General features: G+C 49.7%; 13 protein-coding genes. 3 read left to right on the top strand and 10 right to left on the bottom strand.

Annotated elements, in window-relative coordinates; translation table 11 throughout:
* Positions 1–200: 200 nt before the first annotated feature.
* On the bottom strand, positions 201–1,499 hold the full coding sequence (locus NO352_RS07245) for an aspartate aminotransferase type Ic (RefSeq protein ID WP_289355222.1): 1,299 nt from the start codon (positions 1,497–1,499) through the stop codon (positions 201–203).
* A 334-nt stretch (positions 1,500–1,833) separates the two neighbouring features.
* Here NO352_RS07245 and NO352_RS07240 point away from each other — a divergent pair, with 334 nt between their 5' ends.
* On the top strand, positions 1,834–2,235 hold the full coding sequence (locus tag NO352_RS07240; RefSeq protein WP_005544344.1) for a RidA family protein: 402 nt from the start codon (positions 1,834–1,836) through the stop codon (positions 2,233–2,235).
* A 149-nt stretch (positions 2,236–2,384) separates the two neighbouring features.
* On the opposite strand, the gene hutI is transcribed toward NO352_RS07240, so the two are convergent.
* The 6 genes from hutI to nadB form a co-directional block, all read right to left on the bottom strand.
* On the bottom strand, positions 2,385–3,695 hold the full coding sequence (gene hutI / locus NO352_RS07235; RefSeq protein WP_262866444.1) for an imidazolonepropionase: 1,311 nt from the start codon (positions 3,693–3,695) through the stop codon (positions 2,385–2,387).
* A 55-nt stretch (positions 3,696–3,750) separates the two neighbouring features.
* Positions 3,751–5,415, bottom strand: a complete 1,665-nt coding sequence (hutU, locus tag NO352_RS07230; protein WP_289355221.1) for a urocanate hydratase — start codon at positions 5,413–5,415, stop codon at positions 3,751–3,753.
* A gap of 48 nt (positions 5,416–5,463) precedes the next feature.
* On the bottom strand, positions 5,464–7,032 hold the full coding sequence (gene hutH, locus NO352_RS07225) for a histidine ammonia-lyase (RefSeq protein ID WP_483311817.1): 1,569 nt from the start codon (positions 7,030–7,032) through the stop codon (positions 5,464–5,466).
* Positions 7,033–7,250: 218 nt separating this feature from the next.
* Positions 7,251–8,351 carry a quinolinate synthase NadA gene (gene nadA, locus NO352_RS07220; RefSeq protein WP_289355219.1) on the bottom strand — a complete coding sequence of 367 codons (1,101 nt, stop codon included), beginning with the start codon at positions 8,349–8,351 and terminating at the stop codon, positions 7,251–7,253.
* 24 nt (positions 8,352–8,375) lie between these two features.
* Positions 8,376–9,209: a carboxylating nicotinate-nucleotide diphosphorylase gene (gene nadC / locus NO352_RS07215; protein WP_005544349.1), complete on the bottom strand. Its 834-nt coding sequence runs from the start codon at positions 9,207–9,209 to the stop codon at positions 8,376–8,378.
* Positions 9,191–10,927, bottom strand: coding sequence for an L-aspartate oxidase (gene nadB, locus NO352_RS07210; protein WP_289355218.1), 1,737 nt, complete (start codon positions 10,925–10,927; stop codon positions 9,191–9,193). The genes nadC and nadB overlap by 19 nt, the downstream gene beginning before the upstream one ends.
* A 172-nt stretch (positions 10,928–11,099) precedes the next feature.
* On the opposite strand from nadB, the gene NO352_RS07205 reads away from it, so the two are divergent.
* Positions 11,100–12,245: an IscS subfamily cysteine desulfurase gene (locus NO352_RS07205; protein WP_289355217.1), complete on the top strand. Its 1,146-nt coding sequence runs from the start codon at positions 11,100–11,102 to the stop codon at positions 12,243–12,245.
* Complete coding sequence (locus tag NO352_RS07200) at positions 12,235–12,777, top strand: transcription repressor NadR (RefSeq protein WP_005544352.1); 543 nt, start codon at positions 12,235–12,237, stop codon at positions 12,775–12,777. Before NO352_RS07205 ends, NO352_RS07200 begins: the two co-directional genes overlap by 11 nt.
* A 159-nt stretch (positions 12,778–12,936) precedes the next feature.
* Here NO352_RS07200 and NO352_RS07195 read toward each other — a convergent pair whose 3' ends face one another.
* The 3 genes from NO352_RS07195 to NO352_RS07185 all read right to left on the bottom strand — a co-directional run bounded on the left by NO352_RS07195 (position 12,937) and on the right by NO352_RS07185 (position 15,248).
* Positions 12,937–13,485, bottom strand: coding sequence for a stage II sporulation protein M (locus tag NO352_RS07195; RefSeq protein ID WP_289355216.1), 549 nt, complete (start codon positions 13,483–13,485; stop codon positions 12,937–12,939).
* A 170-nt stretch (positions 13,486–13,655) separates the two neighbouring features.
* Complete coding sequence (locus NO352_RS07190) at positions 13,656–13,823, bottom strand: hypothetical protein (RefSeq protein WP_005544354.1); 168 nt, start codon at positions 13,821–13,823, stop codon at positions 13,656–13,658.
* Between the two features lie 261 nt (positions 13,824–14,084).
* Positions 14,085–15,248 carry a hypothetical protein gene (locus tag NO352_RS07185; RefSeq protein ID WP_005544355.1) on the bottom strand — a complete coding sequence of 388 codons (1,164 nt, stop codon included), beginning with the start codon at positions 15,246–15,248 and terminating at the stop codon, positions 14,085–14,087.
* Positions 15,249–15,318: the final 70 nt, after the last annotated feature.

The following is a 15,318-nucleotide window of genomic DNA, read 5'->3' as shown; positions in this document are numbered from 1 at the left end:
TGTTCCCCTCCCTCCTATACCTTATGACGCGAATCCTTGTGGGACACGGCGAATATGCATTCTAGCGAGAGATTTTTCGAGCCCTTCGCTGAGTTAGAATAGGTAAAGGAAGGCGGGCATACTGCTGAACCCCTATACTTATCCCTTCATTTTCTTCTTAAAGCTTACCACTGCAAGCATGAACAGCGCCCACCAATACACTATTGTCTAGCGGTCTTGGCATTCATATTGTTCAAATTCTCAATCGTTGCTATCTTGATACATAGGCATACGATCGTGATTGCCAGTTCAAGCTCTTGTATGGTCGGGAATGAAGGCGCAATTCGAATATTTCGATCCCGCGGATCCTTCCCATAAGGGAATGTGGCGCCCGCTTTCGTTAAGATAACGCCTGCTTCAGCAGCCAAAGCGACAACACGATCAGCGCAGCCGTCCAACGTATGTAAGCTGATAAAGTAACCGCCGTTGGGCTTGCTCCATGTGGCAATATCCAAACCGCCCAGTTCAGCATCGAAAATGGTTAGCGTTTTTTCAAACTTCGGTCTTAGAATCGCCGCATGCCGCTGCATAAGCTGCATCGTTTTTTCTGTATTTTGCAGAAATTGAAGATGCCGGAGCTGATTGATTTTGTCTGGACCAATGGTCTGTGCGGCCATTTGCTTTTTCATATGATTGATATTCGTGAGACTCGCAGCCATTGCGGCCACGCCGGCGCCTGGGAATGTAATCTTGGAGGTCGAGCAATACATGAAGACACGATCAGGGTTCCCGCTAGACTTACAGGCAGACAGAATATCTTGAAGCTGATCGGGCGTATCCGTTAAATGATGAATGATATAGGCATTGTCCCAGAAAATGCGGAAATCATTTGCCTTTGTGGTCATGGTAGCCAGTCTATGGACAACCTCATCTGAATACGTAATCCCTTCCGGGTTGCTGTATTTCGGAACGCACCAGATTCCTTTTATCGCATCATCTTGTCTAACAAGCTCCTCAACTCGATCCATGTCGGGACCGTCCTGATTTATATCGACTGGAATCATTTCGATACCGAGAGTCTCACATATCGCAAAATGCCGGTCATAACCCGGACTCGGGCATATAAACGCAATTCGGGGCAGCTTCCCCCATGGCCGATCACTGCCGCATACACCGAACAGCATGGCTCTGCTTATCGTATCGTACATCATGTTTAGGCTTGAATTGCCGCCGACAATGACCTCATTCGACGCAACCTGCAGCAGCTCGGCAAACCATCTTTTCATATCCGGAAGCCCATCAAGTCCGCCGTAATTCCGCAGATCTGTATTTCCGTCAAAATACGCTTCCTGCGTCAATGGAAAGAACAGTTCATTCGATAAATCCAGTTGTTCAGAGCAAGGCTTGCCCCTCGACATGTCTAATGAAAGCTTTTGCTGCTTAAATGCTTCATACCTGGCCATGAACGAAGTGAACAAAGCTTCTCGTTCCTCAAGGCTTATGTTGGCAAATTGGTTCATGCAAATCCCTCCCTATAGTAACCATCATAAAAATAATCGAAGCGATATATGCTACTGTTTTCTTCTTCGATATCAATTCAAAAGTCTGTTATTTCCCCAAGTGAAATTCCCTAGTATTGGAGGAAATTTAATGCTATAATTTAGGTGTTTTACATCAAATGATTAACTTTTAAATGGGAAGGAGTGAATACCTGATGAAAAAGAGAGCTTTGAAAAACCTATCCTTCGGTATCGGGTATTCTACTGCTGTTTTCTTCTAGAATTCATGGGGACGGGATACGTCTGTCCATTTTGAAGGAAATGAACGAAAACCATTTAAAAGGAGATATGATTAATGACACAAACCAATTCTATCGTTTCCAGATATAATCCTGAATCGATTGCAAAGCCGGTTGGAGAGTACAGCCATGTAACCAAAATTAGCAGAAATTCAGAACTGTATGTTTTTTCTGGTCAAATTGGAATCGATCCAAGCAATCACATTCCCACTGACTTCAATGAACAAGTAACGAACACGATGAGCAACATTGTTGCCATCCTTGCTTCTCAGAAGTTGACGCCTGATCATGTCGTGAAAGTGAATATTTGGGCGACGGAAGAAATCGACTGGAATCATTTCGATGCGGAGTGGAATAACGTATTCGGCGCTACCCCTCCTTCCATGACGATCGCCTATGTGGCTGGATTGGGTCTTCCTGAATTAAAAATTGAATTGGATGTATGGGCCGCAGGTTGATAGCCGGCTCCTCTCATTTGAATATGACAATCCCCCTCAATGAGGGGGATTTTTTGTTGCGTGTGCTCCGCCATTCCGCTCAAAAAGCTCAGCATAAATGATACGGCGGGCCTTGATGTAACCTATGCGCAAATAAGAGAAGTTATCGTTTATCGTACACCTTCACCTTGCACTGCTTTCGTCTTCAAAGTACGGTTCCATACAACCTGCGTTCCGTTCTTGATCACACCAAACGTGTGGTTAATGCCGAAGTGATAGGGCAAGTAAGCTAGATTCGGCGCATCGAAAATGGTCAAGTCCGCCCGCTTGCCGACTTCGATAGAGCCGATGTCTGCTGCACGTCCGATCGCAGCGGCTGCATTCAACGTGCATGCCGTCAGAATCTCTTCAGGCTGCATTTTCAAATTCAAGGATGCCAGCATGATGATGAGTTGGATCGATTCCGTCGGGCATGAGCCCGGATTGTAATCGGTTGAAAGAGCGACAGGCAGCCGGAACTTGTCGATCATGTCGCGGGCACGGGCATGCTGGTCCAGACCAAGATTGAAGGTCGTTCCCGGAAGCAAGACCGGAATCACATTACCTGCGGCCAGACTGGATAATCCTTGATCGGTTGTCATTACCAGATGCTCTGCTGAGATCGCTCCCACCTCTTGGGCTAGCTCAGAACCGCCTAATGCTACAATTTCATCCGCATGAATTTTCGGAATAAGTCCATAGCGCTTGCCTTCCAATAAAACTCGACGCGACTGCTCCACATCGAATACGCCTTCTTCGCAGAAAATATCGCAAAATTCCGCCAGTCCTTCTGACGCGACCGTTGGAAGCATATCTCGAATAATTATGTCTACAAAATCATTTGTTCGACCCTTGTACTCTGCCGGAATGGCATGCGCTCCCATGAAGGTGGATACAACGTCTACGGAATGGTTCTCCTGCAGCCGACGCGCTACACGCAGTTGCTTCAGCTCCGCATCCAGAGATAAGCCATAGCCGCTCTTCGCCTCAATCGTCGTTACGCCCTGAAGCAGCATTTCATCCAAGCTTCGATGCGCCTTGTCGTACAGTTCTTGTTCGCTCCATTGCCGCGTCGATTTGACGGTGCTTAAAATTCCGCCTCCTTGCGCCAAAATATCCAAATACGGCACGCCCGAGCGCTTCATCGCCAGCTCATGCTCGCGCGATCCTCCATGGACGAGATGAGTATGAGGATCGACCAGCCCCGGTGTCATAATGCGGCCGCCCACATCAAGCGTTTCCTTAATCATTGCTTCTTCAGCTGTTAAAGCTGCCATCACTTCATCCTTCTGCCCAACCATTACGATTCGTCCCTGGTCAATGGCAACAGCCGCATCTTGTATTTGACGAACGCGGCCCATTTCTTCTCCGCACTTCGGCACCCTGCCTTCTGGCGTGTATAAGCATCCGATTCCCGTTAGCAGCAAATCCGTTTTTTTCAAAGAAAGCAACCTCCCTCGTTGTGCAGCATGTTCGACATTGACATGTATGTGTATATTAAGACTGCTGGCGCATTGGAATGCTGATTCCGTGCAGATCCGCAGTCGCAACCGCTTCATCATACCCTGCATCTACGTGGCGAATGACACCCATGCCCGGATCGGTTGTCAAAACGCAGCGCAGCCGTTCCGCCGCTTCCTCCGTCCCGTCGGCAACGACAACCATGCCGGCATGCAGGGAATACCCCATGCCGACGCCCCCGCCGTGATGCACAGATACCCAAGAAGCCCCTGCCGAAGTATTGATGAGTGCGTTCAAAATCGCCCAATCGCCTACTGCATCGGAGCCGTCCTTCATGCCTTCCGTCTCGCGGTTCGGAGATGCGACTGAGCCGCAGTCAAGATGATCGCGGCCAATCACGATCGGAGCGCTCAACTCGCCAGATTTGACCATCTCATTGATCGCAAGGCCGAACTTGGCGCGTTCCCCATAGCCGAGCCAGCAAATGCGGGCCGGCAAACCTTGAAAAGCTATTCTCTCCTGCGCCATCGTAATCCAGCGGCGCAAATGATCATTTTCCGGGAATAGCTTCAATACGAGTTCGTCTGTCCTGCGGATGTCCTCTGGATCGCCCGATAAGGCAGCCCAACGGAACGGCCCCTTGCCCTCGCAGAACAGCGGACGAATATAGGCGGGAACAAAGCCCGGGAATGCAAACGCATCTTGCACGCCTTGGTCGAAGGCAACTTGCCGTATGTTATTGCCGTAATCGAACACGACAGCCCCCTGCTTCTGCAGATCAAGCATCGCCTGAACGTGAACTGCCATGCTGGCCTTGGCCAGCTCGATATAATGCTTCGGATCGCGGGTACGCAAAGCTGCCGCTTCCTCCAAGCTGTATCCAGCAGGAATATATCCGTTCAATGGATCATGAGCAGACGTCTGGTCAGTTACGAAGTCAGGCTTGATGCCGCGGCGGACGAATTCGGGAAAGATCTCAGCCGCATTGCCAAGCAGCCCAATCGATAACGATCTTTTCTCATCAATTGCATGCCGAGCAAGCTCCAGCGCCTCATCTACATTTTCAGCAAGCACATCGCAGTAGCGCGTTTCAATGCGGCGCTCAATCCGAGAACGATCTGCCTCGACTGCGATGACAACACCATCATTCATCGTTACAGCGAGAGGCTGAGCGCCGCCCATGCCGCCCAGGCCAGCCGTTAATGTCAGCGTGCCGCGCAGCGACCCCCCCGCATGCTGGCGGGCCGCTTCCGCAAACGTTTCATATGTGCCTTGGAGAATGCCCTGCGTCCCAATATAAATCCAGCTGCCAGCAGTCATCTGGCCGTACATCATCAGCCCTTTGCGTTCGAGCTCACGGAAATGTTCCCAATTCGCCCAGTTAGGCACAAGCACTGAGTTGGACAAAAGCACGCGCGGTGCCCGCTCATGGGTGCGAAATACACCTACCGGCTTACCGGATTGGATAAGCAGTGTTTCATCGCTCTCCAGCCGCTGCAGCTCGCGGACAATAGCTTCATAGGAAGGCCAATTGCGGGCCGCTTTGCCAATTCCGCCATAGACAACCAAATCCTCTGGCCGTTCTGCTACCTCTGGATCCAAATTGTTCATCAGCATGCGCATGGCCGCTTCCTGAACCCATCCTTTGCATGTCAGCTCCTTGCCGCGTGGTGCACAAACGCTTCTCTTCACTTGATTCATCTTGTTACGCCTCCTTTTCATATGAAACCATTTTTATAATTAAGCAGATTAATATAATGGTCCGGTTATGCTCTCTGCAGCATACAGGAAATCACCCTTGCTAAGTGCGGATGCTACTGCTTCAATTTCCTTGCCAAGTGAGCGGTCTATCGTTACCGGAGGTACGATTTTGCGCACCAAGTCGAATACTGAACGCGTCGCTGGTGCCAGCTTATCAGCCCCTCTGAATTCAGCGGCTTCCGCCGCGCAAATCAGTTCAATCGCCAGCACCTTGGCTGCATTGTCTACGACTTGGGCTGCATGCCGTGCGGCTGTCGTACCCATGGATACATGATCCTCCTGATTGGCAGAGGACGGAATCGAGTCCACACTCGCTGGATGAGCCAGCACCTTGTTCTCAGAGACGAGAGATGCGCTGACGTACTGCGGAATCATCATGCCGGACGCTATTCCGGGCTGATGGCTTAAAAATGCCGGAAGACCGCCGGATAATGCTGGATTGACAAGCCGCTCCGTGCGACGCTCCGCAATATTGGCCAACTCGCTCATGCCGATTTTTAAGAAATCCATTGCAAACGCCATCGGCTGCCCATGGAAATTGCCCCCGGAGATGACCGTTCCCTCTTCTAAAAATAAGAGCGGATTGTCTGTTGCCGCATTCATCTCGACGTTCAGCTTATCTTCCACATAGGCAAGCACCTGACGCGATGCGCCATGAACCTGAGGCAGGCAGCGCAAGGAATAGGCATCCTGCACACAAATATCACCTTGCTTCGTCGTCAATTGGCTGCCTTCCAGCAATGTTCGCAAATTAGCTGCAACGCCAATCTGCTCCGGATAAGGCCGGACTCGCTGAAGTTCATCCGCGAAGGCATCCGTAATTCCATGCAGGCATTCCACCGTAAGGGCAGCAACGGCATCCGCCGTCTTGGCAAGCCGCAGTGCTTGCACATAAGTCAGTGAGCCGATTGCCGTCATAATCTGTGTCCCATTGATGAGTGACAATCCTTCCTTGGCTTGCAACTGAACCGGCTTCAAGCCTGCCGATGCCAATGCCTCATGGCCTGACATGCGTGTCCCGTTATAGACGGCCTCGCCTTCTCCCATGAGCACAAGCGCCAAGTGCGACAGCGGAGCCAAATCCCCGCTAGCGCCTAACGAGCCTTGTTCGGGAATAACCGGATGCACGCCCCGATTCAGGCAGTCGACAAGCAATTGAAGCGTTTCCAGACGAATGCCCGAAAAACCTTTGGACAAGGCATTTGCCCGCAGCAGCATAATCGCGCGTACCGTCGACTCTGGCAAAGAAGAGCCTACCGCACATGCATGGCTGCGAATTAAGTTAGCCTGCAGCTCGGCAGAGTCCTCCGGTGAGATCATGACATCGCTGAACTTGCCGAACCCGGTCGTAACTCCGTATACCACTTTATTCGCATCGACGAATTCCTCGACCATGTCCCGGCATCGCACGACACGCTGTACCGCGTCAGCAGCAAGCACAACTGGTGCATAGTCATAGGCAATCGCAACCAGTTGGCGAAGCGTCAATTGTCCTCCATCCAGTGTAATAGGCCCTGTATGCTCCTCTTGATGCAAATGTTTAACCGCCAAAACCATCCCTCTCCTTTCTTGCTTTACCAAAAGAAAGAGGCTGTGCGGAAGTTCTTATCTTCCACACAGCCTCTTGTTCAAAAAGGGCGACCTATGAAATTGCTTATCCCAGTAACAATGATGAACGCGCCTCACTCTGCATCGCCCTTTCATTCGAAATAGATAGGCAAATATATCCATTCCTTTAACTATTACATTTGTATGCAGTTCTGTCAAGAAAGTTCTTACTGAATGTTCAGCATTCGATCCAGTGCCTTGATAGCATCGACCTTAATTGAGTCTGGCACCGTAATGACGCCTACCGGCTTGCCGGCTTCAATTTGCTCTAGCGACCAGAGCAAATGAGGCAGGTCGATCCGGTTCATCGTCAAACATGGACACATATGCGGATTAAGCGATTCAATCTGCTTATCAGAGTGAGTATGAATGATGCGGTTCACCAGATTCATTTCCGTGCCAATAGCCCACTTCGTACCGGATGCCGCTGCATTGATCGTATCAATAATGTACTTTGTCGATCCCGCATAATCGGACAGCTCGACGACTTCGCGTGAGCATTCGGGATGTACAATAATCTGCACCTCTGAGTCCCGCTCCCGGATGCTGCGAATATTGTCTACCGTGAACTTCTCATGAACCGAGCAATGCCCCTTCCACAAAATGAGCTGAATGCCCTGGACATTCTCACGATCCGTTACCAGTTCATTGCCCTCTGGATCCCACACCGCCATATCGTGAATTGGAATGCCTAGCTCATAGGCCGTATTGCGGCCAAGATGCTGATCGGGCAGAAAAAGAATGCGCTCCTTCTGCTTGAAGGCCCATTCCAGCACTCCCTTGGCATTGGACGAGGTCACTGTCGCGCCGCCATGGCGTCCGACAAATGCCTTAATCTCAGCCGAGGAATTGACATAAGTCAACGGAATAATGGTATCTCCATAAATCGCTTGCAGACGCTCCCATGCCGCTTCCGTTTGCTGCATGTTAGCCATATCAGCCATCGAGCATCCAGCACGCATATCCGGCAGGACAACCGTCTGGCTCGGGGCCGACAGCATGTCAGCCGTTTCCGCCATAAAGTGTACGCCGCAAAATACGATGTACTCGGCATCGGTTATCTGCTGAGCCAGTTGCAGCGAATCGCCAGTAATATCCGCAAACTGAATGACTTCATCCTTTTGATAATGATGACCCGGAATTAACAGTCTGGAGCCAAATTTCAGCTTAATGTCACGCACCCGACGCTCCATTTCTTCCACGCCCAACTGCTTATAGCGTTCTGGCATCATTGCAGATCCAACAAGTAGTGCGTCTAAAATAGACATTGTCTCTCTCCTCCTCCCGATTACTTATCCAAGCTCAACATTCATGCTGATGTCCAAGTTGGATACAGAATGTGTTAAAAATCCAAGCGAAATATAATCCACGCCGGTTCCTCGGAACTGCGGAAGTGTGTGCAGTGTTATCCCGCCAGATGCCTCGGTAACGATGCTTGATGGCGTTAATGATGCAAAATGCTTCACCTCTTCCGGTGAGCGATTGTCGAACATGATGACGTCCGCCTCTGCAGCAACGGCCTCCAGCAGTTGCTTTTCCGATTCAATTTCCACTTCAATTCGAATCATATGTCCCGCACATGAACGCGCCCGCTTGATTGCTTCCGTGATCGAGCCGCAGGCCGCGATGTGATTGTCCTTGATCATAATGCCGTCATACAGTCCGAAGCGATGATTGTAGCCCCCGCCTATGCGAACCGCATATTTATCCAGCATCCGCAGGCCCGGCATTGTCTTGCGCGTATCACAGATTCGGGTATGCTCGTCATCAAGCAGTTGGATCGCCTTATGTGTCTGTGTCGCAATAGCCGACATCCGCTGAAGCAGGTTCAACACAACCCGTTCTCCGGTCAATAGTGCGGCAGCGGGCCCTCTCATAACTGCTATCGCTTCTCCGTCAGACAACGAATCGCCATCCTGCTTCTTCAAGGACACTTGAATGTCATCCGACATCAATCGGAAGCCTTCCGTAATGATTTCTGATCCTGCGAGCAAGCCTGTTGCTTTGCTGCGAATGACAGCTTCACACTGTTCACCGCCAAATAGGAAAGATGAAGTCTGATCCCCGCTGCCGATATCCTCTGCATAGAAAGATTCAAGCAGTCTTCTCAATTGAAAACGTTCCATGATGGCATGATCCTTTCATTTACAATGATTTGGGTTCCTGATTGGGAATGCACAATCTGCTTGCTTCCCCATCGTCTATCATCCCGTTCTGGGAAGTCGCTTCGGAAATGAGCACCACGACTTTCCTCCCGCAGCAGGGCTGATTTCGTAACAAGGCGAGCCAACTGCCATAGGTTTGCTAATTCCAGCTGATCCCTTGTGATTTTTTGCACTTTGATTGCCTGTGACGGCATATTTTCCAGCCACTGCTTCATGTTTCCCAATTGATCCTGATTCCGTTCAATCGCTACTGCTGCGGTCATCCTGCGTTGAAGCTCAGCAAGCGTCATCTCCGGAACCTGAATGGATATCAGTTGAGATGTCACCTCGCCACCAGCCGTTTCGACGAATTCGGTTGCTGTTGTTGTAGCTACGCTATCTGCTTCAACTGCTGTTGTTGTAGCTGCGCCATCTGCTTCGGCTGCTGCATCTGCTGTATCTGCTCTAGCTGCACCAACCTCGGTTGCTCCAGTTCTAGTTCCCGCTTCGCTTGCTTCTGATCCCTGTCCCCCCATCTCACTGATCCTTCGTGCTGCTCTACGGCCTGAAACCAGTGCTTCCAATAGCGAATTGCTTGCCAAACGATTCGCCCCATGCAGTCCGTTGTATCCCGCTTCTCCAATTGCAAACAGTCCGCGAACCGCGCTCTCTCCCCATGCATCAACTTGAATGCCACCCATTAGAAAGTGCATGCCCGGCGCAACTGGAATGCGCTGTTCCTCTAGATCAATTCCTGCCTCTTCACATAGACGGGTAATGCTAGGAAACCGACTTCGAAAATCATTGCATGCCTGAATATCAATAGATACGTGATGCCCAAGCTGTATTTTTTCATAAATTACCCGAGCAACCACATCGCGCGGAGCCAGATCCTCTAGTTCATGTCGGCCCTTCATAATCCGGCGTCCATGTTCGTCAATCAGCACGCCCCCTTCGCCGCGCACCGCTTCAGACACGAGCCCATAGCTGCGCCCATCCTTCACGAGAAGCGTCGGATGAAACTGCATAAATTCGAGATCTGTTAAGGCAGCTCCAGCACGATAAGCCAGCATTAATCCATCCCCGGTTACAACCTGATGATTGCTGTGATGACAATAGAGACTGCCGCAGCCGCCTGTTGCCAGCACGACTTGATCGGCATACAGCGTTGCGATCTGCCCCTCCTTGTCTATGAGCACAACACCTTGGCAACGTCCATTCTCCACCAGCACATCCACAACCGTAACAAATTCACGGAACTGAATATGACTAGGCAGCTCCCGCAGCAAATACTCCACCAGCCTTCGGCCAGAAGCATCACCGCCAGCATGGAAAATCCGATTTGCACGATGAGCTCCTTCACGCCCAAGCATCAGCTTGCCATGGTGATCACGGTCAAAAGGGAACTGTTCGTCCACTAGCTCCATCATGATCTTCTTGCCTTCTCGAATGACAGTCTTCACCATGTCCAAGTCGTTATGCCCTGCTCCAGCCGTAAGCGTATCTGTGATATGACTGAACTCCGAATCATCTGGCAGATAGGAAGTCGCTATTCCCCCTTGCGCAAGGAATGAATTGCTGGCTAGCACCTTTTCCTTTGTTAATACGGTTACCTTGATATGCGCAGGCAACGAGGATGCGAGAGACAATGCCGCTGCTCCTGATCCAACTATAATGACAGACTGGTCTACGATTTTCATAGCTCTTCACTTCTTTATTTATTGGATTACGTACTAAGGACGTTTACAATGATAACGTTCATACTTTTACACATGTCTTTACACCTGTATTGACAGTGAATCTGATACCACCTTACAATAAGCTCAATCAGTTTGCAAGCAAGGATTTGCATATAAAAGGGGAATCAATACGTTGATCTACTTGGATTACGCTGCTGCCGCGCCTATGGACGAACGTGCAATTCGCATGCTTAACGAATTGAACCGCGAAGTGTACGGCAACAGCTCTAGTCTTCATGATGCTGGCGGCCATGCAGCATATATATTGGAATATTGCCGTGAGAAGCTGGCGAACATGATCGGCGGTGTTACTGAGGGGGTATATTTTACAAGCGGAGGATCAGAATCGAACCTACTATCCCTTCAATCGATCCTGAACGGCTTGCCAGATTGCAAGAAACATCTGATCACAACGACAATGGAGCATGCCTCTATTCGCAACGCCATTCCATATCTAGAACGGCTAGGGTACCGTGTGACCCTCATTGAGCCAAATGAAAGAGGCATCATTACGAAGGAAATTCTTGAAGCGTCCTTGGAATCGGACACAGGCTTGGTATCGATCCAGCACGCCAATTCCGAAACGGGGATTGTTCAGCCGCTGGCCGAGCTATCGCCTCTTCTCAGCACCCGAGGCATCTTTCTGCACAGCGACATGGTTCAAACCTTCGGCAAGCTTCCGATTGATATCCGGAAGCTTGGGGTGGATGCTTGCTCACTATCCAGTCATAAAGTACATGGCCCTAAAGGTGTGGGAGCAGCCTATCTTCATCCACATGTTCCTTGGCAGCCCATCCTTCCAGGAACCCGTCATGAACGCGGCTTCCGTGCGGGCACAGTCAATGTTCCCGGTATCGGCGCCTTTATTACAGCGGCTGAACTTTGTGTGGAGGAACTGGCGCAACGGACGGCACACTTCCGCTCGCTTCGCAGCTATCTGTTCACGCAGGCAGAGCATCTCCATATTCCGTTGGTCTGTGTAATGAGTGAGAAGAACGTAGACATTGTCCCCCATATCGCCGGGTGTCTCTTTGACGGAATGGAGGGCCAATATGTTATGCTAGAATGTAACAGGATCGGAATCTGCATTTCTACTGGAACGGCCTGTACAGCAGGCCATCATGAGCATTCGCCTTCCCTTGCGGCTATTGGGTTAAGTAAGGAAGACGCGCTCCGGTTCATCCGCATTTCCTTCGGCAGATCCACGACGATCGAACATTTGGATCGCATGCTGACATTGCTTGCATCCTTGAAAGGAGCGAAGCCGATTGGCGAATAACACGAAGCTGACAGGCGACGAGCGACGAGCCAAATTGCTGGATTGGCTGAAGTCCTCCTCCCCGCTAACGGGAACCGAACTGGCCCAACGAGCCAAGGTGTCACGCCAAGTGATCGTACAGGATATGACCTTGCTTAAAGCGCGTAATGAGCCTATTCTCGCGACCAGCCAAGGGTACGTATATATGGATCATGACAAAAAGGATAACGCCGCGTTGTATGAGCGGGTGATTGCTGTTCAGCATACGCCGCAGCAGAGTGAAGAAGAATTGCTGCTCATTGTCGATTATGGCGTGAGTGTTCAGGATGTTATTGTAGAACATCCTATATACGGACAAATTTCAGCACAAATCCGTGTAAACACCCGCAAAGAGGTATATGACTTCATGCGAAATATTCGCAGCAGCGGAGCAGCCTTCATCTCTGAGCTGACGAACGGCGTACACTTGCATACATTGACCTCACCAAGCGAAGAGCGATTGGATGAAGTGTGCGAGGCGCTCAAAGAAATAGGTTTTCTCATAACGGATTAGAAACAGAATCCAGCGTCCAAACGAATAGCGGCATAACAAGGAGCAATGAACCTTGTTATGCCGCTATCACTATTTACACTTTTTCCATTACCGCCAAGTGAACTTTCGCAACGAACTCCTTATTATAATGCAGGCAATTATGATCAATTTCGTACGTCATTATTGCAGCCAGCTCATGGTGACGGGAGATACATACGTCTCGATCAAGCTTGCAACAATAAACAATGAGATCATTAGGCCCAGCAGCCACGCAATCCTCAACCCTTCCTGCTTCCAATCAACCGATTGCTTGGTTCTTACGTATCGAAGGAGCCAGTTAAAGGGCTTCAGTCCTATGGTACAAGCTAATATGATCGCCGGAATCTCGAAGATGCCATGAGGGGCCAACGCCGCAATAATTGCCGCCGCAGAATAATGAGAGGCAGACAACATAGCGAGATAGCCTAACATAAAACCGTTGAATAGCGTAAGAAGAACGGAAGGAACGGATAATAGAATCCCGCTGGCTGCAACGAGAAGCCCTGCACCGATATTGTTCGCCGCAATTTGGTACCATTCATAGTGAAAACCAGTCAGCAGATTTGCTTTTTCCAAATGAATCTGATTTCCAATGAATAGACTGAGTGCAATGCCTACGGAGAACCATATTGCCGAGGCTCGGATTAGCGTCTTCTCTTCTTGCCAAATCTTCTTCCAGAATGTTCGCACATAACCCCCCCTTCCTCTACCATTGTTCCAACCAAGTACATCATATGTAGAAGTACGTGAATGCGTGTTAGATAAAACTGCAGCTAAGCTAGCTATATAATCGGTCGTCCCAGCAAAAAGAAGCGCCCCCAATAACGGATGCGCTTCATATCGTAGAGCCTGAAAATGCCTTACAATACAACGGCAATATTGCTTAAGCCTGCGTTTACAAGAAACAGAATCAGATCTTTGACAGGCTCAAGAATTGGCGGCACAACGCCATTCAGGATCTCTTCCAGCACCTTCTGGGCCTCTGCGAGATTAATTCCCAAGATAGAAGCGATTTGAAATACTGCCATGAGTATCACCTCCTCTTGCCTTTCTAAGATTACTATATTCAGAGGTTGTCCCTTTGGTTACTGAAAATATGAAAATCAAACGAGTTTACATAGTTTCAGGGATTGGTATACCTCAACACGGGAACTAATGATCACAAAAAGGACTGTCCATAGTAGATGAACTACTATAGACAGCCCTCGGTCTTCATATCATATTCTCAATATTAATGAAATGGAGAGTAAAACGAATACCTTTTCTTCACCAAGCATCAATTGTTCATGCTACTCTATCGTGATGCGCAGAGATACCTTTTTGCCGCCGTATGAAAAAGTAATCACGGACTTCCCTTTGCTGACTGCGGTGATCGTACCATAACTCGCGGTTGCCTTGCCATTTGACTTCGACTGAGCAAGTGAAGTTACATCAGACGTGTTGCCGCTGCTGTAGATCGCCTGTACTCGATAGCTTGTCGTGTGATTCGGAGCAAGCTTCGTCGCAGATGGCACAACCGTCAGCTTCTTCAATTTAGGCGTGACTTGAACCGGAATTTCAAAAGTGCGATCACCGTACACACCAACGATTCTCGTCGTGCCTTCTGCAATTGCTTTTACACCCGAAACCGTCGCCTTTGCAACTTGATCATTGCCGGATTTCCACGCTACCTTTCCTGAAAGCGACACTTTTTTGCCGCTCGACAAAGTGCCGATGACTTTGATAGGCTTCGTCGTTCCCGCTCCCATTACGATAGACGAAGGTTGAACATCGATGTTTACCATGTTCTCCTGCAGAGCAACGGGAAGGGTTGTCCCTTTGCCCCCGTAATACAGCTTTACACTGGCGCTTCCTTTTGGCTGTCCCACCGCTGTTACGACACCGTTTCGAACCTCAATGCCTTGGCCTGATGCTTTCGCCGTTACCAGTGAAGTAACATCTCTTGTACTCCCGCCTGCAAAGACCGCTTGAACGGAAAAAGTCGCAGACTTCCCGGGAGACAGCGCCATCTTCGCTGGGGTTACGATTAGCTTTTTAACCGTGGCGGTAACCTGTACGGAAATATCGAACCTTTGCGAACCGTACACGCCTGTAACGATCGTGCTGCCTTCCGCAACGCCCTTGATCGTTGCCCCGCTCATTTTCACAACTTGCTCGTTGCCTGACCGCCATTGAACCTTCGTTCCGAGCGATACTTTTTTCCCATTAGAGTTGTATCCGTATACCTTTATCGCCTTAGAGGAACCCGCACCTAAAGTGACTGATGTGGACGGATCCACGTCATATCTCGCAAAATCCTGAACGGAACCAGTCTGATTGCCGTATGTTGCCGACACCGCATTGCTCAGAGCTTGTATACTTGTTGGGTATGATAATGCCGAGATAATCATCGAACAAACGACGAGCCACCCCATACCGATGCGTCCTTTTCTTAATTCAAATACTGACTTCATAACTTCTCCTCTCTCTCAACGTTTCTTTATGTATAGCTAACGATTAGACTATAATGGGTTCAAAAAAGTT

This window comes from Paenibacillus sp. S-12, from assembly GCF_030363895.1.
Classification (GTDB): Bacteria; Bacillota; Bacilli; order Paenibacillales; family Paenibacillaceae; genus Paenibacillus_B; species Paenibacillus_B alvei.
The sequence above is the reverse complement of the archived record's forward strand: the minus strand, read 5'-3'. Positions and strand labels throughout refer to the sequence as shown.